Genomic DNA, 23,805 nt, shown 5'->3' with positions numbered 1-23,805 from the left:
ATGGAGGATCGACTGAAAAAGCTTCGAAAATCGATGGAAGATACAGCATTAGGACAGCTGAATTTCTCAGCCCAGCATCGCAAAGGGGTCCATGAGAAAATCAAGGGGTCAGAAGAGAAAGACCATGCGTACTTTTCCGTGCTTCAGCTGCTGAGTACAAAGAAAACAGGGTTTGAGTTAACGCAGCTGCTTCGGTCCAGAGGGGTGCAGCGATTTGAAAACAGGGAGGGGTTCTTGTACACCTTTTTACATTCTCTGGAACAAAAAAAGGTCATTCAGGCTTCCTGGGATGAAGAGGATAAATACTATCAGCTGAGTCAAAAAGGAAGAAGAATTGTGCAAAAAGCGGAGGAAACGCCTCTAAAGAGAGCTGCCGTCTTAAAAGGCCTGATACAGGAGTGAAGAAGGATGAGTGAAAAAGGAGATCAATTTTTAAAAGAGGTCATCCATCATATTAAATCTAAAGAAGTAAAAGCTTTCGTGAAGGCAGAGTTGGATCAGCACTTAAGAAAAACATCGCAGACCTGGATGGCCAAAGGGCTGAGTGAAAACGAAGCGGAGGACAAGGCTATAGGAGGGATGGGAAGTCCGGGTAAGCTTGGCAGGGAAATGAATCACCTTCACCGCCCAAGGGTGGACTGGGTTCTTCTGTGTCTGCTTGGAGCTGCGTTGGTGCTGGGATTCCTGCCCATCTTCTCTCTTGGTACAGAGGGCTTTATGGATATGGGCCATTTTCTCCTTTATCGTGTGATTTTTGTGATTCTTGGGATCTTGACTGCCATTGGATTAATGGTAATGGACTACCGGAAGCTCATGAAAAAAGGGTGGATGTTTTACATATTCGGTAATTTCCTTTTATTTATGATCGGTACTTTTCCAAATAGGATTGTAAACGGACAGTTCCTTATTGAAGTCGGTCCTTTGACTATTGAAGCACTGATGGCCCTTCCTTTTCTTTTAATTGCGTGGGCAGCATTTTTTCATCACCAATCAATGCGACTCTGGCAGCTTGGTATTTTATCTATCATTCCTATCTATTTCTTCCTGCAAATTCCTAATCTTCACTCGCTTTTTCTTTATACGGCAATGGTGTTCATGATGGCATGGTTCAGTCCCATGGTAAAGAAAAAAGTGATGTGGATAAGCATTGTACCACTTGGTGCTGTGGTGATCGGTATGTTCGCATTCTGGTTCACTGCAGACGACTATCAACTGAGCCGGATCATGGGCTACTTAAATCCTGAGGCTTATGCTGAAGAAGAGGGCTATCTTTACCTTCATCTGCAGCAGCTTCTATCGCAGGCAGGCTGGTTTGGGGCTGAAGGAAGCAAAGAGTTTCTTAATGCGGCGCACACGGATTTTGTATTCGTCAGCCTCACCTACTATTTTGGATATGCATTCGCGATCGCTCTTTTGCTGATATTGTCGTTCATCGCGATCAGGATGATTGTTATTTCGCGGCAGCTGAAGGATACATTTGGAAGGCTTTTGCTTACAGGAAGCATGACGCTTTATGCCGTCCAGCTCATTTACAATGTGGGGATGGTTCTCGGTTTTCTGCCGCTGACATCCTTCGCACTGCCCTTTATCAGCTATGGGCTGATGCCGACTCTATTCAATGCCCTGCTCATTGGTGTAGTGCTCAGCGTTTACCGCCGAAAGCATCTGACCTTAAATGGGAACCTTATCAGGCACTGAAAAAAAGGGGTTGCGTTATTGGAGATTTTTGGCGGCACTGTAAAACTGTTTGCAATGGAAAGGAACCGTTAAGCTGAAACGCTAAAATCGGTTAGAAGAGGTTTGGGACACATGTGTCTCAGCCTTTTTTTAATGGTAATTTTAATAAATTTGGGATTTTCAGTTATAGAGTTTAGAGGAAAGGGTAGTAAAAGGTGACTTGAATATAACAGAGATAAAGGAAGTGGACATAGAATGGGGTCTCAATTAAAAGAAAATATTAAGTGGTACAGGCAGATGCCAAAAGAGGAAAAATGGCTTTATAAGTATTCAAATCTATGGATGACGCCTCTAAAATATACAGTCGTTTCCCTCCTGCTGTTTACTCTCACTGTGTGGCTTGATTTATGGCAGAATTTTGGAAGCAGGATGCCTTTTGTTCAGCCCGACTATCAGCTGACTATGACCATTTTAAGCTCTCTGACGACAGGGCTGCTTTCTCTTACTTCTTTTACTTTTTATGGAGTACTGACGGCACTGACCACCTTTTCAAGCATGTTTTCCCCGAGAATTTTGAGGAATTTCATGGTGACGAAAAAAACGCAGCGGACCTTGGGGATTTTTATTGGAAGTTTTCTTTATGTGATCCTTTGTCTCTTATTTCTTACGGAAGAAACAAGCTATTTCTTTATTCCGGTCACAGCAACCTTTCTGGCGGTCTTTTCATTGGGCGCATTTGTCGTTTTTGTTAACCACATCATTAACTGGCTGCAAATTACGAACATGACCATTGATATGAAAAACGAATCCATCAGAATTATTGGCCAATCAGCTGTAAGCGAGCTTGATGTGAATCAATTAGAAGCAGGGGCAACGGTAGAAGAACAGCTGCCAAAAGAAAAAGGCATGCCGATCCTGCTCAAGGAATCCGGCTACCTGCAATCCATCAATTTCAAGGAATTATTTGAACAGGCACAGCAGGATGATATTATCGTTCGCCTTGAGCACAAGGTGGATAATTTTATTTTCGCTTATTCTCCGGTTTTAACTTATTGGAAAACGAAGGACAGTACAGAAGAATTGGATACAGAAAAGTACATCAATATGTTTCATATAGGAAAAAAACAGCGTGAGCTTCACGATATCGAATACAGTTTGAATAAATTTGTAGAAATTGCGATTCGCGCACTCGGCAATGATGACCCAAGGACGGCTTCCGGAACGCTGTATCAGCTAGGAGATTTGCTGATAAATATTTCACAGAATGAATGCTTTACATCTTATTTAGTTGATGACGAACAAAATCTGCGTGTGATTGTAAAAAGCTTGGACTTTGATGATTATTTGCATATATCCTTTGCTTCTATCCGACAGTATGCCGGGCAAAATACGGTTGTTACCATTGAACTGATGGCTGTGATGGCAGCGGTCGCCCGGGGTGTTAAGGAACGCGATCATGATTCTGTTTGGAGTTTTGTGGAATATATTGTGAAAGGATTTAACTATCAATACCTGCACCGGCTGGATCGCAGAAGGTTTTATGAGATTCTGCAGGATATCGCCAATACGACAGGGTATACATCAGAGTATTCAAAGCTCGCTGACAAGTCGATTGCCCATTTAACCGATGAAGATGAAATTACGGACGCGAAAAGATATATTGGAAAACTTGATTAATGAAAGGTCTGCAGGGAGTGTACCCTGTGGACTTTTTTTGTATTGCCATAGAGGTTCGCAGAGTGTATACTTTTATTAACCAATGGTCAATAAAGGAGTCATCCCAATGTCCCCACGAAAAAAATCATCTTCTGAGCTGACAAAGGACAGAATCATTCAAACAGCAAGAACTCAATTTATTAAAAAGGATTTTTCTCTTGTCTCCATGAGAGAAATTGCAAAAGAACTCGGCTGCACGCATGGAGCTCTTTACTACTATTTCAAAAACAAAGCTGAATTATTTAATGCTATTGTTGAAGAAGATTTTTCCACATTAAATCAAGTGCTTGAACATACCCTTCAGGAAGAGGGGGACGATACAGAACGTCTGCATAACATCCTGCTGCGCTTTATTGAGTTTGGGCTAAATCATCAAAGCCAGTTTGAAATGATGTTTACGATTCGAAATAGTGTGTCAGATACGCAATCCGAGGCTGCGGCACTTGCAAGCTATCAGAACTTCGCTCAGGCTGTGGGCACTTTATCTCCAAGGGGCGTCAAGGTGAACGAGATCTGGTCCGCATTCTTATCCTTACAGGGTTTCGTGTCCTACTATAGTGGATTTACAGCAAATTTTAAAGAAGCTGAGGAAGCTGCCAAGGTACACGCAAAATTTATTTTAAAAGCGCTGCAATGCAGAGAGAGCTGATAAACAGATTTGGCTCTCTTCTTTTTTTACCCTTTATTGACCACTGGTTAAAAACTTGAAGGAGAGGAATACATGTATATAACCGTAACCAGACTCCATTTAAAAGGAATAAGTAAGATCCCAAAGTTCAGCTGGTATACGTACCGGTCCATTCGGCAGCTGAATAAAGCACCGGGGGTTATTTCAGCTGCCTACAGGAGTGAAGATTATTGCACTTACTGGACATTGACCGTCTGGGAGTCAGTGGACAATATGCGTGCATTCAGGAATCATGGATCCCACCTGAAAGCAATGAAAGCCTCCGGGATGCTAGCGGATGAATTGAACTACATCAGCTGGGAGGGGGACAAGATTCCTTCGTGGAGCGAAAGTATGGATAAATTACGCGACCACTTAAAAGGGCATTAACGTATTTTTTGAAAGGAGTTGAGCATTTGAATAAAATTCTCTTAAATGCAGAAGGTTTTGCAGGATTGGCTTTAAGTTTATACATCTATGGCTTTTATCAGTTCAGCTGGATTCTTTTTGTTCTTTTATTGTATTCCCCGGATGTTTCAATGATTGGATATGTTATTAATCAAAAACTCGGAGCCATTCTTTACAACGTTTTTCATACGTATGTTTTATCCATTGCGTGTGTTTTCTGCGGACTCCTGTTAACAAATCAACTTGTACTGGCCATCGGATTAATCTGGTCCGCTCATATTGGGATGGACAGAATGTTTGGATATGGATTGAAATACCCGACAAATTTTAAAGACACACATTTACATCGTGTTTGATGCCTGCAATTGAAAGTTGATTTTTTTATGTAAAAGAAAAAAGGAGCAGTGCCAGACAAATATATCAAAATGCTCACAATTTAATCGGCTAATAATTTTCCGCTCATTTGGTTATATTACCAGGGTGGAGGTGAGACCAGATGAACAAACAAAACAACCAAAACGAAAACAAACAACAGCCGCAACGCAACAAAAATCAAGATGCTCAACGCAAAAATGCAAACAATGAGCAGTATCAAACGGAATTTGGCACTGAAATGAACGCAGAACAAGCAAAAGCAAAAAGAAACCAAAAAGATTGCTAATGACAAAAAGAGCTTGGGACATAACCTGTCTCAAGCTCTTTTACCGGTTCGCTGCGCTTCAGCTGGACGCTTTCCGCAGGGACGGCGCTGAGCCTTTTCAGGGCAAGGCCCTGTAAAGTCTCAGCTTGCCGTCATGTCCTGCTGGAGTCGCCACCTTCCGCTCCGCTCTCCTCTTACTAAATACTTCTTCATTCTTTAAACTTTTTGGAGTTTTGTCCCAGCCTCTTTTTAATTTGAGCAGGATATTAATGTGTCTGGTCCTGCTTGTAGCCGATTTCCAGGGCAGCATCCATCATTTTCTGGTCCGTTTTAAACTGTGCTGAAGTGTTATGAGGATAGTAATACCCGCTGTCAATCATATAATTGGTCAGTTCATAGTGAAACTTGATTTCTTCTTCAAGCTGTTTGCTCAGTACAGCCCGTATGACAGGAGAGGCTGTTTCTGTAATGGCAAGGGCATAGGTTTTGACGCCTGTTTTTGCTGCAATCAGCATGTCTGTCGCAATGACCTGATCCGTCATAGGGGACATGCCGGACAGTTTTTCAAAAAATGAATTCATCTCGATGCCTCCTTTACTGTAAATGTTTTCGGAGCTCTTCAATTTGCCTGATCGACATCGTCACGTCCTGCTGCATCAGTTCTTTTAAAAGGGGGTCGGACACCAATCCCTGCATCACAGAGGATTTGGTCAGGCATAGGCTTTTAAAGGTCAGCAATTCATGGATTTCGAGTGATTCATGTATTCCTAAGGACTCATTCATTGAAATCACCTCACTTTTTTCCTTACTCATGTGACTGCAAGGTTCGTTCTGCGTAATTCACATCTTTTTTAAGCTGATCTGGAACGTTGTATGCGTCGTAAATCCCTCTGTCCTGCAAAAATGAATAGATTTTTTCATGATGAGAGATGGCCAGTTTTAAATCGTCTGCTAAAAACTGATGAATTTCCTCTGTTGCAGATTCTGTGATAGCAGCAGCCAGATCTTTAATGGATGCTTTTACTTCAAACAGCATATCCGCTGCGATAGCATGATCCCTTTTGCTCAGTTCGTTCTCCATATTTGTTCCTCCTCACTGCTGCATCCTGACGGCAGATGCTGAAATAAATTCACTCATTTTATTGATCGAAGCAGTCAACTGCTCGATGGAATCCTCAGCCAGTGTTTTTAACTCTTTGTCTTCAATAACCTTAACTCTTTGTTTTGCTTCATCTAAACAAGACCATTTAAAATTCAAGAGCTCTCGCAGATCCACGATTTCATGAACACCGTATCGGCTGTTTTTCACTTCCTCACCCCCTCAAAACACCTTGTTAGGTTTTGTGAAGAAAGAAAAAAATATACTCTGTAAGGGGATTAATTCAAGGTGTATTTCTTACCTCTCCGGTCATACTAACAGCAACTATGCAGTTGATCGGGGTGATGCGCATGAACTTTTTAACAGACTACCTGTTCATTCCATTTATTGTTTTTGTAGTGGCCTATCTATGCATGAGAGGGATGGGAAAAAAAGCAGCAAGTGAAATGTCCGGGATTGATTTAATGATTGTTATGATCCTCGGTACAACCATTTCTGAACCGATTGTGAGCGGGAAGATCGGTACAGCTGTCTGGTACTCCTTCCTTATCGTCCTATTTTATATCCTCTACAGCTATCTGGAATTGTTCAACTTTTTCAAACGGTGGATTACCCCCACGCCGACTGTTTTAATTGATCAAGGGAAGATAAAAATAGATGGATTGAAAAAAGAACGGATCGAGGTAGAGGAGCTTTTAGCTCAAATGAGAATCGACGGCTACACAGAAGTAAATGAAATTGCCCGTGCGACGATGGAGCAGACTGGAGAAATCAGTTTTATTCCAACTGAAAAGGCCCGCCCGCTTCAGGGAAGTGATTTACAGCTTGACCTTACACCAACCTACCTTCCAATCCCGTTAATCATTGATGGATCTGTTCAAAAGAATAATTTACACTACATCAATAAAGATCTGCCCTGGCTTGAAGGACTATTAAAGCCGCACAATCTTGAGGTGGAGAAGCTGGATTCGGTGGTCCTTGCAACCTACAATGTAAAAGGGTTTTTGGATTTGTACCGCCGGCAGGAGCAGGGAAATAGGGCTGAATAAGGTGTTAAATTTGATCAATGAACGATAAAAATGACCTTATGATAATTCATAAAGTCATTTTTTTGTTAACTCCGTCAGCTGAGCAAGAATGGATCGAAAAGGCACTTCATTTTCATGATTCTGCAGGTCACGGAAGGGGTCTCCTTCTTTTTTTAAACGCTCAAGGACAGCGGGAAGTGGAAAATGCTCCGGCCGCAGCTTTTCCGTTACTTCATGCCAGTAAAGCGGGGTGGCAATTAGCCCCTGTGGATTGCCTCTTGGTGAGTAAGGGGCAATAATGGTTTTGCCTTCATCGTGCTGCAGGTAGTCCAGATAAAGCTTATTGCCCCGGTTTTTTTTCAGCCGTTCGATCGTAAACCAGTCAGGCTCCTGTTCGAGTAAAAATTGACAAACAAATGAGGTAAACTGTCTTGTTTCCTGATAGGTAAATATATCCTCAGGCAACGGAAGATAGATCTGCAGACCTTTTCCCCCGGATGTTTTGACAAAGGAAACCAATTGAAATGAATCAAAAATTGCTTTCATTCGAACAGCCGCTTCAACGGCTAAGGAAAATTCATTTACTGAAGGAGGATCAAGATCAAAAACAATTTCTGACGGTTTGTTTGAATGAATGGTTCCAAAAGGAATATGGAATTCCAAAGCAAGCTGATTGCCAAGCCACAGAAGAGTGTCCAGGTCATTGCACAAAATATAGTCAATATCCTCTTCTTTTTTTGTTTTCACAAAATCCGGAGCATAATCAGGGCAGTTTTTCTGATAAAACCGTTCATCACCCGCTCCATGCGGATAGCGGATAACCGTTAAAAGTCTGTCCTCTAAAAGGGGAAGGAGCACAGGCGATGCAAGCTGAAGGTAAAGAAGATAATCATCCTTCCTAAGGCCTAACTCCGGCCATACCGGCTTTTCAGGGTGAGTCACTGTAACGCGTTCAGGGATGGGCAGCAGCTGTCGGAAAATGGATTGCCACGTGCAGTCATCCGGCTCTATTTCAAAATTAAATGAATGAAAGCGGGGTTCTCTCACATGCTTCCCGTCAAAATCGATGCAGTCAATATTGACGCAAATGGAAGGAGGGAGCGTCCAGATAGTGGCCGACTGTTTCTGTCCCCGGGACTGGAAAAGCTCCTGCAAGGTTTTTTCCTGTTCTGGTTCGAGGCCGTGGCGAAAGTGAACAATCTCAATTAGATCATCATTCTTCATCACTGCACCGGTAAAATAACCATTATTTTTATCCCATTGCGTGAGAAAGACGGTTATCGTTCGCCAGTTTTTTTCTTTAAGCCATTCCGTACTTCGTTTTCCGCTTTCCCATTTACTTGTTTTTCGTTTAGCTATAATCCCCTCTCCATAATGTTTCACAACAAGCTTTTTCAACGTTTCATAATGACTGAAGGTTTCTACACATTGAATTTTTTCCTTTCGATTTGCCTGGATCGTTACTGGGAAAGTCAGCTTGGAAAAAAGAGTGTGCATCCTTTCTTTTCGTTTCTCAAACGGTGAGGAAGAAAGGGGCTTGCCGCTGATCATAACAAGGTCAAACGCAGCAAAAAGACAGGAAAAGGCGCGTGCATGCTTTTGGATCGCAGATGCCGTTTTCATCCTGCCGCGCGTTTGAACGATTGAAAATTCGCTTTTGAAGGAATTGACGAGATGGACCATTTCACCGTCAAGCACGAGTGGTAGAAAAGGTTTTACCGCTTCATACCGCTCCTCGCAGAATGTAATCACTTCAGGAAACCTGTCACTCAGTTCCTTTTCATTGCGGCTGAAAAGTCTGGGTGACTTCTCCTCCCACATCAGCAGGCAGCGAAAGCCGTCATATTTGCATTCATACAGCCAGTCAGAACCCTTTTGAACCTTGGAAGCAGAGGTCAGGAGCATCGGTTTCACGGTCACACCGCCTTGTGGTTTTTTACTAGGTTTTGATGAAGATCAAAACTTCATACATAATATGGACCAAAAACCTCCATAGTAAGAAAAAAACAAGCAGGTGAAAAACATGCATACCGTCTGGAAAGGAAGCATTTCATTTGGGCTCGTTAATATCCCTGTTAAGCTTCACACCGCTACTGAAAACAAAGATATTAAACTAAGGCAGCTCCATAAAGAGTGCCATACACCGATCAATTATCAAAAGGTCTGCTCCGGCTGTGATCAAGAAGTAAAAAATGAAGACATAGTCAAAGCGTATGAGTACGCGAAAAATAAATTTGTCGTGCTGGATGATGAAGATCTTGAACAGCTGAAAAAAGAGAATGAAGACAAAGCAGTGGAAATCATCGATTTTGTTAAACTGGAAGAAATCGATCCCATTTATTTTGAGAAAAGCTATTTTATGGCGCCCGACACTGGAGGAGGAAAAGCGTATTCCCTTTTGAAAAAAGCATTGGAGGAGTCCGGCAAAATCGGCGTAGCCAAGATTATCATCCGCTCGAAAGAACAGCTTGCCGTCGTAAGGGTCTACAATGAAACCCTCATCATGGAAACCATCCACTTTCCGGACGAGGTCCGCAGCTCAAAAGACGTACCCAATGTACCGGAAGACGCAAAAATCGTACAAAAAGAACTCGATACGGCTCTGCTGCTGATCGACCAGCTTACCACGGAATTTGATCCTGATAAGTACACAGATGACTACAGAACTGCCTTAATGGAGCTGATCGAACAAAAGAAAACAGGCAAAAAAACCGTCACAGCAACCGAACGCAAACAGCCAACCACCTCAGCCAACGTAACGGAACTAATGGCTGCGCTTCAGGCATCTGTAGACAAAACCAAAAAGAAAAAACCTGCGCCTAAAAAACGGGCAGCGCCATCAAAAGCGAAGAAAAATGCTTAACTCTTAAAAAGGGGTCTGACCCCATCAGTGCGGTAACGCATCGATGGGGTCAGACCCCTTTTATGGTTTAAAGCGGTAACTCAGCCGCGCTGCCGCTTCAAAATTTGATCAGAGTGAAATGGCGAATTTTCTTCTTCGCTTACAACGCTGAAAGGATTGCCGTCAGGATCAAAAAATTCAAAGCCTTTCATTCCGCCGAAGTCTTCTATTTCAGTAGTGGTGACCCCATTTGCTATAAGGTCACGGTGCACAGTTTCAATTTCGTCTACAACAAAATTAAAGTAGACGTTTTTCTTCTTTCCTTTTATCGTGAATTCCATCGGCTGCGGTTTTTCCACCTGAACGAGTCCCAGTTGTGTCGGACTGCTGGGGAAGAACATTCCAAGTCCTTTGTCCTCACCAAATTCCCACTCGTCGATCACCGATACACCTAAATTCTTCTGGTACCATTTTTTAGATTGGTCAAGATTGGTTACAGGTATGAAAATACTGCCTACTCGAAACATCTGCCTCACTCCTTATTAATTTTCTCTTATTTAACGTTTATACTAGATGAAAAGTTACATTTCATAAATGAAAATTAATGAGGATGACGCCTATGGTCTTTCAGGAGATAGAAAGCACGATGAAGAAGCTTTACCGCTACTGCTTAAAGCTCACACGCTGTCCCTGGATGAGTGAGGATCTGGTTCAGGAGAGCATGCTGACCCTCTGCAGGATAATTAGAGAGGAACCTGAACGTGAAATAACGATGGCATTTCTGTACCGGGTCGCCAAAAATACATATGTGGATTCGCTTAGAAAAAACAGATCACGCTTGTTCCTGGATGATAGAGATGAAGCCGTCAGCACAGATTTTAATGAATGGAATGAACTGCTGGAGGTTCTTTACTCTGTGCTTCCTTTAAAGCAGGCGATGCTTGTGGCATTGAAAGACGTTTTTGGTTTTTCCTCACAGGAAATGGCTGATATGCTCAGACTCAGCAACGCAGCAGTTAAGACAGCTCTTCATCGGGCACGTATTGAGTTAAGATCTGCCAACCATACCGGTCCAGCATTAAACTTAAGTGAAGCTGATTTTAAACTGGTTTCTGAAATTGAAAACGCTTTTAAAACCGCTAATGCCTCTAAGCTGTTTGCTCTTTACCGCGTTTTGGAAGCACGGCAATTTTCCATTCAGGGAAATGCTAAAACAAGTGTCCTGTTTGTAATAGACCCTGATGGAAATACACTGGAAATCAGAGGGTAGACTCGTGTTGCAATGCTTGTAACGTTCCATTGCCATTCCCGTCTTATGGATTAGGAGGTGTAGTATGAAATTTCATACGTTTCTTTTCACAATAATCGTTTTGATGCTATCTGCATGTTCGTCAGTAAGTGAGAGTGAGCGGCCTGGTGATGCCGACATCAACAGGGAGAAGGATGTGATTGAAAGCCATGGATCTATCGAAAATATCGACCTGCTCACCCGGTTCACAGAACACGTACAGGAAGGCGAAAAGGACTCAATCAAAGTTATACAATATACCACAGAAGGAGATCCAATCATTTCACAGCTTGAATACAACCAGAAGTTGAACTATACCCTTGATACTACACATGACTCCTTTGGCAGCGGGGAGGTATACGAACACGAGTGCGACTCGATGAAGATGGAGGAGACCGCCACAGAGACAACTTATTATCTGACAGGCTGCTCCGGAGAAGGTGATAGAGAATTATTAACGGTATCTTATAATACAGAGCAGCAGGATTATTTTGCCGTTTCACTTGAAAGTCCTCACTATGAAATGAACACGAAACAAATGCAATGGATCGAAAAGTCGGAGGGTACCGAAAAAGTAACGAGTGATTTTCAGCTTTCCACTGAGCATCTAAATAAAATATATAAACAGCTTGTGTTTGCCAATTACTTAGAAGAAAAGACGTTGTCGTCTGCCTGTGATACCAACAATAATCAAACATATAAGCTCGAAGTATGGATCAATAACGGAAAAAGAGAGTTTGAATGGGCAGCATGTGACGATGGAGAAGACAGTAAAGAAATGATTGCCGTGGCTGAGCGGATCATTGCTATAGGGAAATTGGCTGGACAGCCAGAATAATTTTAAAAATCAATGCCTGATTTTTGGCGATGTCCGTTTTTCAGATACGGTAAACTACAAGAAAACCGGTTTTGTGAAAGCGAGGAAATCCAATGGAGGCTATAGAAAGAAAAAGTGAATTCTATCGGGCATTGATTGAAAAAAATAGTGAGTATGAGGGCATTTTTTATGTGGGGGTTAAAACAACCGGCGTTTTTTGCCGCCCAACCTGTCCTGCTAGAAAGCCTAAATTTGAAAACTGTGAATTTTATTTTACTGCAAAAGAAGCACTGCTTGCCTCATTTCGTCCCTGTAAAAGATGCCGACCGCTGTCGCATCCCAATCAAGTGTCTGAAGTTGTCACAAGACTTGTAGAAGCAGTGGAAGAAAGTCCTGAAAAGCAATGGAAAAGTTATCATTTCAAAGAAATGTCGATTGATGAATCTACGGCAAGACGTCAATTTAAAAAACGCTTTGGAATGACGTTTGTGGAGTATGCCAGATCAAGAAGAATGGGGATTGCGATGAAGCAGATCCGTTCAGGTGATCCGGTGATAGAAGCACAGCTTGCAGCAGGCTATGAATCGGGCAGCGGCTTTCGGGATGCCTTCTCAAGAATTATGGGAGCTCCGCCTGCTTTGGCAGAAGAAACCAAAATCCTGAAAGCTTCCTGGATCGACACAAAGCTTGGCTCCATGCTCGCCATTGCCGATGATGATGCTTTATGGCTGCTTGAATTTGTGGACCGGCGGGGACTTGAACGGGAAGTGGAAAAGCTGAGGACTAAAACAAAATCAGCGGTAATTCCCGGCACAAATCAGATCCTGCAGTCAATTGAAAAAGAGCTTCAAGTTTATTTTGCCGGGAAGCTTACGGAGTTTAAAACTCCAGTTCACTTACTGGGATCTGATTTTCAAAAAAGTGTGTGGGAAAAACTGCGTGAGATTCAGTACGGGGAGACTCAATCTTATTTTGATATTGCTGCAGCTTTGGAAAAACCAACAGCTTTTCGAGCAGTAGCGCTTGCAAACGGAGCAAACCAGCTGGCCATTATCATTCCGTGCCATAGAGTCATCCGGCTCAACGGAGAACTTGGCGGTTATGGGGGCGGTATTTCCCGTAAACAATGGATGCTGGAATTTGAAAAAAAGAACAAATAACAAATGGGGCCTGACCCCTTTCATACGTTTCAAATGTAAAGCACAGAAGGGGCCAGGCCCCTTCTGTGCTTTATTGCGTTACCTCATCACCTTGAGAAAACGATAGTGGTATGGGAAGATAGATCGGTGATTGTATTCAATATTCAAAAAAAGAGGGAGGAAGGAATGTGAAAAAGGATAAGAAGGAGAAAGTCGCTTGGAAGGTGCCGCATACGTTTGTTATTGTATTTGGAGTTGTGGTTCTTGCTGCACTGCTCACTTACTTGGTTCCGGTTGGGCAGTTTGAGACAGAAGAGGTCACTTATAGCCAGGGGGGAGAGGAATCTTCACGGACCGTGCTGATTCCGGATAGCTTTTCAATTGTCACCGATAATGAGGGTAATCAGGTTCGTGAAGGCACGAAGCTGTTTGAAGCTGGAGGAGAGGCCGGGTTTTTAAACTATGTGTTTGAAGGTCTCGTTTCAGGAGATAAATGGGGATCAGCCGTGGGGGTTGTGGCTTTTATCTTGATTATTGGCGGAGCGTTTGGAATTATCCTGCGCACAAAAGCAATTGAACAGGGAATATTGAGTGTGATTGATAAAACAAAAGGAAAAGAGATTCTGATTGTTCCGATTATGTTTTTCTTGTTTTCGCTTGGCGGTGCCGTGTTTGGCATGGGGGAGGAAGCAATTGCTTTTGCTATTATTCTTGTTCCTTTGATGGTAGCCCTTGGGTATGACGCGATAACAGGGGTCATGATTACATATGTAGCGACTCAGGTAGGGTTTGCCACTTCGTGGATGAACCCATTTAGTGTCGCGATTGCGCAGGGAGTATCTGACGTTCCGGTGCTGTCAGGTGCACCTTTTCGAATTGCGATGTGGGCTGTATTTACAATTATCGGAATCATCTTTACTTGGCGTTATGCTGCACGAATTAAAAAGGATCCGAAAAAATCTCTTTCGTATGATACGGATTCGTACTTTAGAAAACAATCGGAGTTACAAGATCTGGATGCAAAATTCACTCTGGGCCACAGTCTGGTAATCCTGACGTTAATAGTAGGGCTCGGCTGGATTATTTGGGGAGTAATCGAAAATGCCTATTACATTCCTGAGATCGCGTCTCAATTTTTCACAATCGGTCTAGTGTCCGGCTTGATTGCTGTTGTGTTTAAACTGAATAATATGAAGGTTGATGACATTGCAGAAGGGTTTGTTGAAGGAGCGAAGGATTTGCTGCCGGCTGCGTTGATTGTCGGTATGGCCAAGGGAATCGTGATTATTCTTGGTGGCGACTCGCCGGATGCACCATCTGTATTAAATACCATGTTATTTGGAGCGGGGCAAGTGATTGGTGATTTCCCTGAAACGCTGTCAGCATGGTTTATGTATGCTTTCCAATCCGTTTTTAATTTCTTTGTGGTATCCGGTTCGGGTCAAGCTGCATTAACTATGCCTTTAATGGCGCCTCTGGCGGATATTGCTGGAGTGTCACGCCAGGTAGCGGTCCTAGCTTTTCAACTGGGAGACGGATTAACGAATATTTTTGTACCAACATCCGCCGCGTTACTTGGAACACTTGGTGCAGCGAGAGTAGACTGGGGTACGTGGGCGCGTTTCATCTGGAAATTCATGCTGCTGATGATCGCGATGGCTTCACTATTTATTGTAATTGCTACCTTGATTAATTTTTAGTGAATTAAAGTAGTAAAGGGGCCTGACCGCTTTACTTTGGTCAAGGGGCCAGGTCCCTTTAGTGTGATAAAGAAAGTTACGTTGCAAACTGAAAGGAGCCTGCTGAAATGTTGAAGTTGATTCGAAATGGGAATGTGTACGCGCCGCATCCGCTTGGCAGGAAGGATTTGCTGCTGGTGGATGGTAAGATCGGGTTTATTGGAGAGAAGATCGAGCGGCCGGAAGGTTTTGTGGAGATTGAGGAAATAGACGCTGAAGGGAAAATAGTCGTTCCCGGCTTTATTGATTCACATGTTCATATAATGGGCGGCGGAGGAGAAGGCAGCTATAAGACAAGAACGCCTGAATTGCAGCTGACAGATGCGACGCTTGGTGGAGTGACAACGCTTGTGGGTGTGATAGGAACCGATGGCACGACCCGTACGATGGCGAGTTTGGTGGCCAAAGCCAGAGGACTTGAAGAAGAAGGCATCACCTGCTATGCGCACACAGGGTCCTATCAAGTGCCGGTTAAAACGCTGACAGGTACGATTGAGGATGATTTAATTTTAATTGACCGGATTATTGGTGCAGGTGAAATTGCGATTGCAGATCACCGGTCCTCGCAGCCTACGGTGGAAGAGCTTGCGAAAATTGCTTCAGCTGCCCGGATTGGGGGAATGCTTTCCGGAAAAGCGGGTATTGTCAATGTGCATGTGGGAGACAGCTATGACCATTTAGATGTGATTGAAAAAGTTGTGGAGACGACCGATATTCCGATTAAACAGTTTTATCCAACTCATATAAACCGGAATCCTCACTTATTTGAAGCAGGTATTGCTTATGCGAAAAAAGGAGGATACGTGGACTTTACGACGAGTTCGATCCCTAAGTTTTTTGAAGAAGGCGAAGTAAAGTGCAGTGAGGCGCTGAAGAGGATGCTTGAGCAAGGTGTGGATGGGTCTTTGATTACGTTTACTTCTGACGGACAGGCAAGTCTTCCGGACTTTAATGAACAGGGAGAATTTTTAGGTCTTCAGCTTGGCAAAGTAACGACGCTTTATCCTGAAGTCCGGGATGCTATTTTAAAAGAAGGTGTGGCCATAGAGGATGCTGTGCGCGTAATAACTGAAAATCCTGCAGCGATTCTTAAGCTTTCTCAAAAAGGGCAGATAAAAGAAGGAAAAGATGCGGATCTTGTGCTGCTCGACAAAGACACACTTGAGATTGATACCGTCATTTCCCTTGGACAAGTCATGGTTAAAAACGGAGAAGCGGTTGTGAAAGGAACATTTGAATAAGGTTTGTAATAGACAAGAGGAGCTATCCGATTTACAGGATAAGCTCCTCTTTTTTTATCCTGCTCGTTCGGTGAGGCCGTGTATGGACTGAATCACTGCTTCGAGTTTCGCTTCAATCCGGTGCAGCAAATAGAGAGTTACCACAATTGGAAATCCTACCTCACTAATCAGCTTAATCCACTCATCCATGCTGGTTCACTCCTTTCTATGGTCTACTCATAAAAAAAGCAGTCAGCTGTTCGCTGACCGCTTTTAGTAATAAGATAATCCCTATGCCATTTCCACGTCTTCAACGCCTCTTGCTACAACGCGTGCGCCGATAATGGCGACAAGTCCGCCTGTTGGGGTAACAAATGCGTCTTCAGCAATGATGCTTTCCATTACTGATTTGATAGCTGCCGGATCGACGGGCTCGATGGGAGAATCAATTGACAGGGTGGAAGTTGCTCCACCAGCTGTTTGAAATTGAAGTTCCAGTGATTTATTCATGTTTTCGCCTCCTTTCATTCTAACGAGTCATTAAAACTGATGGATTCCGGATGTTTCCACTCGTTCCGTGTCCAAAAGTGAATAGCTGCACAGAGAAGAAAGAGCCTGTGCGGTGTTGTGAAGCTGATCAGGTGTTGCTGTGAAACGGATGCGGCTAAGTGTCTTTCGTTTTAAAATGGGTGATCCGTTTGGCTTTAAACCGTCTTCGAAAACCAAACGAAGCTTAACATCACTGACGTTGCTAACTGCCATGGTCAATCACCTCCTTTCACCTCCTATATCGCAGCGGCGGAAAAAAAAGGACACCATAGAATACTGAATTTAAAGGAGTAGCATTTTGATGCATAGAAACTATGAACAGAGTAGAGCCATAAGTCCCGCTTTTTAGTGTTGAAAAAATAAAGAGAAAAGAAGAGTAAAAACGTACTAGAAGAGATTGCCAGTGACTCTGATTCTATGATTTAATATAAATGTAAATATTATGAATTTATGGGGGATGTAAATGAAAAGGAAATTGGTTAGCGGTTGTTTGTCTGTTTTTCTAATCTTTTCGCTTTTTTTCAGTCAGTTTGGTTCAATGGAAGTAAAAGCGGAAGTAATGGTTCCTAATGAGGAAGAAAAATTAGTACTTGGCGAAATGATGGAGGCGACATTTGAAGAAGGGGAGTTCGTTCAATGGTATACGATTGACCCATCAAAAATGGATGTCGAAGAGTTTACTCATTTTCGTATAAATCTTCAATCAGAGCAAGAGCTAAACATCACGGTGTACTCGAGTATTGAAAACGCCGTAGATAATTGGGCATTTGACCGCTATATGAATTATTCCTACATGGATGAGCCGGCAATTATTGATTTTCCTATTGCCTGGACAGGCCCCTACTACATAAAAGTAGAATCGTATGGAACCGAATATTATGAAGACGAAAAAGGAGAACTTATTGAAATTTCAGGCGGTCCTTATACGATCGGCTACGAGGGAATTACACTTTCTCCATCAGATGACATAGTTGGTGAGGAATGCACGGTCGAACTGGCTGTGGATCAAAGAGAAGAAGGAAAAGGAATATTAGCGGATTTACGTTCGATCCGTGAAGATGTTCTTGCAAAAACAAGCAAGGGGAAAGACCTGTCAGCTACTTATTACAAAGCAGCCCCATTTATCAGTACAAAAATGGTGCTGAGCAAAACAGTAAGAGATGACGTTTTCAACAACCTGGTGCAGTTAAAACCATTATTTAAAGACATAGCTGCAAATGGAAGTGCAAGCACCTATAAAATCACAAAAGAGGATCAGGATTCAATCAACGCCCTTTATTCCACTGCACTGGATTCCGTTCCTGAGTTTTTAAAAGAAGAAATTCAGAAAGCAGGTACGGGGATTGGCGTTTCTAATTTGACGAATCAAACCGTTTCTTCCATTTTATCAAAAGGCGGATACTCAACTGCTAAACCAGAGGACAATCGTCTTATTGTAAAACTGAAGGACGGAAAGAAAATCAGCAGCATTCAATCTAAAACAAAATCCTATGGTGTTCAATCGATTGAACCGCTGGCAGCGGACGAGTCTGTTTTTCCAAATATGTTCGTGCTTGAAGTAGAAGCGTCTTCCTCTTATCAGGCTTCTGCTCAATCGATGAAATCAACTGCTGCAAAACTGGACAAGCTTCCTGAAGTGGATTTTGTGGAGCCGGTTCAGCAGTATCAGGCTTTTACAGCAGATGCGCAGTACGACTACCAGTGGTCACTGGAAAATGACGGAGCTGTTCAGGGGGTAGCGGAAGCTGACATCAACTATACGGAGCTGCGCGATTTACTTGAAGGCAAAGAGCTTACAAATACATTAATTGCCGTTCTTGATACAGGAGTAGATCATACACTTGCTGACCTAAGTGACAGCGTTCAAACTGAATCAGGCTACAATTTTGTCAGCAGAAATAGGGATGCAATGGATGATTACGGACATGGAACTCATGTCGCGGGAATTATTGCTGCAGCCACTGATAATCATTACTCAATGGCTGGAATCAATCCTTATGCAGACATCATGCCTGTAAAGGTTCTTGACGCTTCAGGCGGCGGGGATACAGAGCAAATTGCTTATGGGATTAAATACGCGGTTGACCAGGGAGCACAGGTGTTGAATCTAAGCCTTGGCGGTCCATACAGCCGGGTAATCGAATATGCATTAAAATATGCTAACGACCGCAACGTGACCGTAGTGGCTGCAAGTGGAAATGAAGCATACGAAGAAGTTTCTTATCCAGCGTCATCTAAATACGCCATTGCTGTTGGATCAACGAACAGAATGGATATTGTTGCAGATTACTCGAATTATGGAGAAGGCCTTGATTTGGTCGCACCAGGATCTGATGTACCAAGTTTAATGCCAGATGGCAATGTCGTTTACCAAAGCGGTACATCGATGGCAACTCCGCATGTGGCTGCTGTCGCAGGCCTGCTGCTTTCTCATAATCCTGAATTGCTTCCTGGTGATATTGAAACCATTCTGACAAGAAGTGCTCAGGATATCGCCTTTGAAGAAAGTGATAATCCGTACCAGCCTTTTGATCCGGAGGACCCGTACTACTTTTCGGAACCAGTGGAAGGATATGATCTTGTATCAGGCTGGGGAAGATTAGATGCCTATAACGCGATCACATTTTCTGAAGATTACGATGGAAATGACGAGCTATTTGAACGAATCAGCGGGAAAGACCGTTACGAAACATCTGTTAAGGTCTCTGCTGAGGGATGGAAAAGCTCAAAACATGTGATCATTGCTGCAGGAGGAAATTATCCGGATGCACTGAGCGCAACACCATTGGCTTACAAACATCAGGCACCGCTTTTATTAACAAAAGCAAAATCTTTGCCTGACAGCGTGAAGGATGAAATTGTTCGACTAAACGCAAGCTCTGCGACAATCGTAGGGGGCGGATATGTTGTTTCACCTAATGTGGAGAAAGAATTGAAGAGTTTGGGGATAAAAAACATCAAGCGAATTAGTGGTAAGGATCGTTATGAGACATCTGTAAATGTCGCTAAAGAGCTTGGTCTGACTGAATTAGCTGTAGTTGTTAACGGAAACAGCTATGCTGATGCACTATCCATTGCACCAATTGCATCGTGGATTGGTATGCCAATTCTGTTAACAAAATCAGATACCATCCCACCTGCCTTGCAAGAATACAAAAAAACAATTGAAAATCAAACATTTATTATCGGTGGAAAATCAATTGTTAGTGATAAGGTTGCTAAATCGTTTAGGGGTGCTAAGAGATTAAGCGGGGTCAACCGTTATGAAACGAATAGCGAGATTATTGATTACTTCCACAATTTAGATAGTGTAAATATGTCAACAGTCTTTATTGCAACCGGCCAAAACTTCCCGGATGCCTTGGCGGGGTCAGCTTTTGCCGGAATAAATGGCAATCCAATCATTTTAACAAATCCTGTTAGTCCTAAACAGACGACAATTGATACAGTTTCAGGTTACGCGCATGAAACTGGAAAGTATTACGTCATTGGAGGAGAGTCTGTGCTTCCTACTTCAACCTTTGAGGCGCTTTTTGAATAAGTAAGAGAGAAAGAAGTCCTGATGAAAATCAGGACTTCTTTTTATGCATAAAAGGGTATGCTAACAGAACATTAATTTTGATGAAGCGGCGGAGGAACAAGCCACCCTTTGTCTTTGCTAAGGTTTAAAAATTTGGCTCCAAGTCTTGCTTTTTCCATGTGAAATTGCCCAAAAAGAAGAGCAATGTCCTCGCGTACGGATTGGCCTATAATTTGACTGCAGCTAACAAGACCTGCAGCAATGGCAGCCTGAACACCCGCGCATACTTCCATATCCTGAAAACGGGCGCCAGCAGGGATTTCCTCGAGTTTCGCTACCGGGCGTGCAGGCGGCGTTGGAGGAAGACCGATCCCATTTTCACGCAGAATCGTTTCAATTTGATCAATTTCATTTTCACTGACTTTGATTGCCTCATCGATTAATCGCTGCAGGTCATGATCTCCAACGTGATTCATCATCACCTGGTGTGACGCTACGCCTGCTTTTGCCACAGTTAAATAAGACCAGGTACCGAATACCTCTCCGTAATGCATCGGTTCTGTTTTAGGGTTTCCGCTTAAAATTCCCATCTTCATTCCTCCTTTTTAGTTCTCACCAAGCTTGAACGAAACAGTCTTGGTGAACCTTGTTAGCCTGCCCGTTGAATTCTAAAATATGAAGAAGATGCAGAAAAAAATGTGGTTTTTTGTGGGAAAAAGAGAGAGGTGGGAGAGAATAGTATTAAGTGTCTTCAATGGGTTAAACCAAGTACTATTTACATTTGAAATCAGGCACTTTAATATGATCATTTGAGTCCTCACCTGAATAAGCTGATTATAAAGGGCTAACAATATAGAGTGATGTAAATTGGAGAAAGGAGCAGCCTCAAAAAACTTTTCAACCTATTTTGTTGAGTACAGATTGATAGAAGATGATATAATAAATATAAGTGTTATCGTCGAATTCGCACGATTGTTCAAACTAATCGTCATATTTTGAGAAAAAATATGGCTGTTTTCATAGATTAAAAATAGAAAAATGTGTGAAGGCTTGTAAAGCATAGGTACCTCAGCATGTGACCGTGTTTGCTATATGTCCCTATTTCATGAGAATCAATCATTAAACGGAGGAAGTAAAATGAAAAAAGGAGATATTATACTCTATAATGGAGAAGAATATACCATCCTTTCAGTTGATAGTAAAAATTTTTGTGCATTAAAGCGTAAAACTCAGCCCTCAACTGTGGAGCTTGTCCACTTAAAAGACATCCGCAACTGTCAGGTTATGAGTAATATAAATTAAAATTAAATGTAAAAAAGCAGATTCCATCCATGAGATGAATCTGCTTTTTTTTATGAAATCATTCACATTATTTTATGACCATAACTGGAGCATCAATATACTTCACAAGCTTATGGCTTACACTCCCAAGCAGCATGGTCTGAAGTTTGTTCCGGCCTCTGCTGCCTACTAAAACCAGATCATACTCACGGCTATTGGCAAACGATATAAGCGTTTCGGCAGGGGATCCGTGCAGAATTTCAATTGAAACGTGGATGCCTTCCTGTCTTGCCTTTTCAGCATTTTTTTCAAGCATTTTTTCCCGTTTGTAGCGGGCGGTATCGCTATCGCCATAGTGCAGGATGTCTGATTTTGATTGATCTCCGTCTACTGCGTATACAAGATCAATATACGCATCATCATGGGAAGCACTGATCGATATTGCTTTTTCAAGTGCCCGCTCTGCATGCTCTGAGCCGTCTATTGCGACCATTAGTTTCCTCATCTTTTCCCTCCTTCCAGAATGGCTTAATGTCCGTTGTTTGATAAGCCGCCTATTTTGTTCATCAGGTCCTTACTCTCAACGTTTAACCCTTTAAAATAGACCTTCGTATTATTTTGTTTAAACTTCATTTCAATCTTATCAATCGCTCCGGCTGCTGAATCATCCCATAAATGAGCAGCAGTAAAGTCCAGTTCAACTTCATCGACTTCTTCAGAAAACTTAAATTCCTCCAAAAACTCAGTGACAGATGCAAAGAAAATCTGTCCGCGTATATAATAGATTCTTTTGGAGCCATCATTCACAAGGAGCGACATTACTTTTACTTTAGATATTTTTGAAGCAAAGAATAGTGCGCTTAAGACAACGCCGGCTAAAACGCCTTGAGATAAATCATGCGTATATACAACGACCGCTACTGTAACGACCATTACGACCACATCGGTTTTAGGCACAATATGCATAGTTTTTAGGGAAGTCCAGTCAAATGTGCTGATGGAAACCATAATCATAACACCTGCTAGAGCTGCCATAGGGATTTGCACCACAACTCCACCGAGAATGACGATTAAAAACATTAGGAAAACACCAGCTACAAGAGTAGAGAGTCTTCCTCTTCCGCCTGACTTTACGTTAATAATGGATTGCCCAATCATCGCACAGCCGGCCATTCCTCCAAAAAATCCTGTCACGACATTCGCGATTCCTTGCCCGCGAGTTTCCATATTTTTATCACTTTCTGTATCTGTCGCATCATCCACAATTGAAGCGGTTAAAAGTGATTCAAGCAGACCCACAACCGTTAAGGCAATAGCATATGGGAAAATGATCTGCAGTGTTTCAAAAGTCAGCGGAATATCAGGGATTAAAAACATTGGAAGAGTTTGAGTTAAAGCACCCATGTCTCCAACCGTACGTACCCCTATATTCATAGAAATAACGATGACTGTTACCACCACAATGGCCACTAAAGTAGAAGGAATTGCTTTGGTGAGGAGTGGCAGCAGATAAATAATGGCCAGAGTTAAAGCCACTAATGCATACATAATCCAGGATTCTCCAACAAAATGTTCAATTTGAGCCATGAAAATCAGAATCGCTAATGCATTTACAAAGCCGATCATCACTGACCTTGGGATAAATTTCATATATTTCGCCAATTTAAACACGCCTGCCAGAATCTGCAGAAGGCCGGTCAGGACAGTCGCTGCGAATAAATATTGAAGACCGTGCTCGGCAACCAGGGTCACCATTAATAGAGCCATCGCTCCTGTAGCGGCTGAAATCATCCCGGGACGTCCGCCAACGAATGCAATCACAACGGCAATGCAGAAGGATGCATAGAGGCCCACCATGGGATCCACCCCGGCAATAATAGAGAAGGCAATTGCTTCGGGAATCAGTGCCAGTGCAACTACGATTCCTGCAAGAACATCTCCTCTAACATTTCCAAACCACTCTTCTTTTGTAAAAACGCCTCTCATCTTTTTACCTCTTTCTTTTTATATTTGGTTGACTTTTGAGTCTCACAAAAGTCAGTACAAGGTTATGAGCGCATAACAAAAAACAGTGATTGTTCAGCTGCATGAAAAATAATCCTTATCTGCAGATTTAATTGTCAGAATAAGGTTCTCTATTTTAAACTCTTATGTACCCCTGGCGTTCGTGAACGT

General features: G+C 42.6%; 28 protein-coding genes. 16 read left to right on the top strand and 12 right to left on the bottom strand.

The window, feature by feature from the left end:
* The 7 genes from P6709_RS09665 to P6709_RS09635 all read left to right on the top strand — a co-directional run bounded on the left by P6709_RS09665 (position 1) and on the right by P6709_RS09635 (position 5,129).
* Complete coding sequence (locus P6709_RS09665) at positions 1-402, top strand: PadR family transcriptional regulator (RefSeq protein WP_278240716.1); 402 nt, start codon at positions 1-3, stop codon at positions 400-402.
* Positions 403-408: 6 nt separating this feature from the next.
* Complete coding sequence (locus tag P6709_RS09660) at positions 409-1,698, top strand: FtsW/RodA/SpoVE family cell cycle protein (RefSeq protein WP_278240715.1); 1,290 nt, start codon at positions 409-411, stop codon at positions 1,696-1,698.
* Between the two features lie 234 nt (positions 1,699-1,932).
* Complete coding sequence (locus P6709_RS09655; RefSeq protein WP_278240714.1) at positions 1,933-3,354, top strand: DUF2254 domain-containing protein; 1,422 nt, start codon at positions 1,933-1,935, stop codon at positions 3,352-3,354.
* A 106-nt stretch (positions 3,355-3,460) separates the two neighbouring features.
* A complete protein-coding gene (locus tag P6709_RS09650; RefSeq protein ID WP_278240713.1) occupies positions 3,461-4,042 on the top strand; it encodes a TetR/AcrR family transcriptional regulator in 582 nt (193 codons plus the stop codon).
* Between the two features lie 72 nt (positions 4,043-4,114).
* Complete coding sequence (locus P6709_RS09645; RefSeq protein ID WP_278240712.1) at positions 4,115-4,450, top strand: hypothetical protein; 336 nt, start codon at positions 4,115-4,117, stop codon at positions 4,448-4,450.
* Between the two features lie 26 nt (positions 4,451-4,476).
* Positions 4,477-4,824: a DUF4260 domain-containing protein gene (locus P6709_RS09640; protein WP_278240711.1), complete on the top strand. Its 348-nt coding sequence runs from the start codon at positions 4,477-4,479 to the stop codon at positions 4,822-4,824.
* Positions 4,825-4,964: 140 nt separating this feature from the next.
* Positions 4,965-5,129, top strand: a complete 165-nt coding sequence (locus tag P6709_RS09635) for a hypothetical protein (protein WP_278240710.1) — start codon at positions 4,965-4,967, stop codon at positions 5,127-5,129.
* A gap of 245 nt (positions 5,130-5,374) precedes the next feature.
* Here the strand turns inward: P6709_RS09635 and P6709_RS09630 are convergent, their stop codons facing one another.
* Genes P6709_RS09630 through P6709_RS09615 form a run of 4 tightly spaced genes read right to left on the bottom strand, consistent with a single transcriptional unit; the run spans position 5,375 to position 6,417 of the window.
* A complete protein-coding gene (locus P6709_RS09630) occupies positions 5,375-5,689 on the bottom strand; it encodes a spore coat protein (protein WP_278240709.1) in 315 nt (104 codons plus the stop codon).
* Positions 5,690-5,702: 13 nt separating this feature from the next.
* Positions 5,703-5,891: a hypothetical protein gene (locus P6709_RS09625; protein WP_278240708.1), complete on the bottom strand. Its 189-nt coding sequence runs from the start codon at positions 5,889-5,891 to the stop codon at positions 5,703-5,705.
* A gap of 22 nt (positions 5,892-5,913) precedes the next feature.
* Positions 5,914-6,189, bottom strand: coding sequence for a spore coat protein (locus P6709_RS09620; protein WP_278240707.1), 276 nt, complete (start codon positions 6,187-6,189; stop codon positions 5,914-5,916).
* A 12-nt stretch (positions 6,190-6,201) separates the two neighbouring features.
* Positions 6,202-6,417 carry a hypothetical protein gene (locus P6709_RS09615; protein WP_278240706.1) on the bottom strand — a complete coding sequence of 72 codons (216 nt, stop codon included), beginning with the start codon at positions 6,415-6,417 and terminating at the stop codon, positions 6,202-6,204.
* A gap of 140 nt (positions 6,418-6,557) precedes the next feature.
* On the opposite strand from P6709_RS09615, the gene P6709_RS09610 reads away from it, so the two are divergent.
* Positions 6,558-7,256 (top strand): DUF421 domain-containing protein, encoded by a 699-nt coding sequence (locus P6709_RS09610; protein ID WP_278240705.1) that lies wholly within the window; start codon positions 6,558-6,560, stop codon positions 7,254-7,256.
* Positions 7,257-7,310: 54 nt separating this feature from the next.
* Here P6709_RS09610 and P6709_RS09605 read toward each other — a convergent pair whose 3' ends face one another.
* Positions 7,311-9,149, bottom strand: a complete 1,839-nt coding sequence (locus P6709_RS09605; protein WP_278240704.1) for a DNA ligase D — start codon at positions 9,147-9,149, stop codon at positions 7,311-7,313.
* 109 nt (positions 9,150-9,258) lie between these two features.
* Here P6709_RS09605 and ku point away from each other — a divergent pair, with 109 nt between their 5' ends.
* Positions 9,259-10,098 carry a non-homologous end joining protein Ku gene (gene ku / locus P6709_RS09600; RefSeq protein WP_278240703.1) on the top strand — a complete coding sequence of 280 codons (840 nt, stop codon included), beginning with the start codon at positions 9,259-9,261 and terminating at the stop codon, positions 10,096-10,098.
* 80 nt (positions 10,099-10,178) lie between these two features.
* On the opposite strand, the gene P6709_RS09595 is transcribed toward ku, so the two are convergent.
* The gene (locus P6709_RS09595; protein ID WP_278240702.1) at positions 10,179-10,604 is read right to left on the bottom strand and encodes a VOC family protein; all 426 of its coding nucleotides are present in this window, start codon (positions 10,602-10,604) and stop codon (positions 10,179-10,181) included.
* 92 nt (positions 10,605-10,696) lie between these two features.
* Between P6709_RS09595 and P6709_RS09590 the strand changes: the two genes are divergently transcribed.
* From P6709_RS09590 to iadA, 5 genes are all read left to right on the top strand, one after another.
* A complete protein-coding gene (locus tag P6709_RS09590) occupies positions 10,697-11,347 on the top strand; it encodes an RNA polymerase sigma factor (protein WP_278240701.1) in 651 nt (216 codons plus the stop codon).
* 64 nt (positions 11,348-11,411) lie between these two features.
* Complete coding sequence (locus P6709_RS09585; RefSeq protein WP_278240700.1) at positions 11,412-12,203, top strand: DUF4362 domain-containing protein; 792 nt, start codon at positions 11,412-11,414, stop codon at positions 12,201-12,203.
* A gap of 92 nt (positions 12,204-12,295) precedes the next feature.
* Complete coding sequence (locus P6709_RS09580) at positions 12,296-13,342, top strand: bifunctional transcriptional activator/DNA repair enzyme AdaA (RefSeq protein WP_278240699.1); 1,047 nt, start codon at positions 12,296-12,298, stop codon at positions 13,340-13,342.
* Positions 13,343-13,509: 167 nt separating this feature from the next.
* Entirely contained in the window at positions 13,510-15,021 is a 1,512-nt protein-coding gene (gene yfcC, locus P6709_RS09575; RefSeq protein WP_278240698.1) for a putative basic amino acid antiporter YfcC, read from the top strand.
* Positions 15,022-15,128: 107 nt separating this feature from the next.
* Complete coding sequence (iadA, locus tag P6709_RS09570; protein WP_278240697.1) at positions 15,129-16,301, top strand: beta-aspartyl-peptidase; 1,173 nt, start codon at positions 15,129-15,131, stop codon at positions 16,299-16,301.
* 54 nt (positions 16,302-16,355) lie between these two features.
* Here iadA and P6709_RS09565 read toward each other — a convergent pair whose 3' ends face one another.
* The 3 genes from P6709_RS09565 to P6709_RS09555 all read right to left on the bottom strand — a co-directional run bounded on the left by P6709_RS09565 (position 16,356) and on the right by P6709_RS09555 (position 17,042).
* Entirely contained in the window at positions 16,356-16,490 is a 135-nt protein-coding gene (locus P6709_RS09565; RefSeq protein ID WP_278240696.1) for a YvrJ family protein, read from the bottom strand.
* Between the two features lie 81 nt (positions 16,491-16,571).
* The gene (locus P6709_RS09560; protein ID WP_278240695.1) at positions 16,572-16,790 is read right to left on the bottom strand and encodes a DUF2922 domain-containing protein; all 219 of its coding nucleotides are present in this window, start codon (positions 16,788-16,790) and stop codon (positions 16,572-16,574) included.
* 30 nt (positions 16,791-16,820) lie between these two features.
* Positions 16,821-17,042 carry a DUF1659 domain-containing protein gene (locus tag P6709_RS09555; RefSeq protein ID WP_278240694.1) on the bottom strand — a complete coding sequence of 74 codons (222 nt, stop codon included), beginning with the start codon at positions 17,040-17,042 and terminating at the stop codon, positions 16,821-16,823.
* Between the two features lie 250 nt (positions 17,043-17,292).
* Here P6709_RS09555 and P6709_RS09550 point away from each other — a divergent pair, with 250 nt between their 5' ends.
* On the top strand, positions 17,293-20,370 hold the full coding sequence (locus P6709_RS09550) for a cell wall-binding repeat-containing protein (protein ID WP_278240693.1): 3,078 nt from the start codon (positions 17,293-17,295) through the stop codon (positions 20,368-20,370).
* Positions 20,371-20,441: 71 nt separating this feature from the next.
* Here P6709_RS09550 and P6709_RS09545 read toward each other — a convergent pair whose 3' ends face one another.
* Positions 20,442-20,939: a DUF3231 family protein gene (locus P6709_RS09545; RefSeq protein ID WP_278240692.1), complete on the bottom strand. Its 498-nt coding sequence runs from the start codon at positions 20,937-20,939 to the stop codon at positions 20,442-20,444.
* A 547-nt stretch (positions 20,940-21,486) separates the two neighbouring features.
* On the opposite strand from P6709_RS09545, the gene P6709_RS09540 reads away from it, so the two are divergent.
* Positions 21,487-21,651: a hypothetical protein gene (locus tag P6709_RS09540; protein WP_278240691.1), complete on the top strand. Its 165-nt coding sequence runs from the start codon at positions 21,487-21,489 to the stop codon at positions 21,649-21,651.
* 67 nt (positions 21,652-21,718) lie between these two features.
* On the opposite strand, the gene P6709_RS09535 is transcribed toward P6709_RS09540, so the two are convergent.
* Together P6709_RS09535 and P6709_RS09530 are read right to left on the bottom strand one after the other, a co-directional pair.
* Positions 21,719-22,135, bottom strand: coding sequence for a universal stress protein (locus tag P6709_RS09535; RefSeq protein WP_278240690.1), 417 nt, complete (start codon positions 22,133-22,135; stop codon positions 21,719-21,721).
* A 23-nt stretch (positions 22,136-22,158) separates the two neighbouring features.
* A complete protein-coding gene (locus tag P6709_RS09530; protein ID WP_278240689.1) occupies positions 22,159-23,616 on the bottom strand; it encodes a SulP family inorganic anion transporter in 1,458 nt (485 codons plus the stop codon).
* Positions 23,617-23,805: the final 189 nt, after the last annotated feature.

Origin of the sequence: Jeotgalibacillus sp. ET6, assembly GCF_029667115.1 — a bacterium.
Lineage (GTDB): Bacteria > Bacillota > Bacilli > Bacillales > Jeotgalibacillaceae > Jeotgalibacillus.
This window is presented reverse-complemented; position numbering and strand designations above follow the sequence as displayed.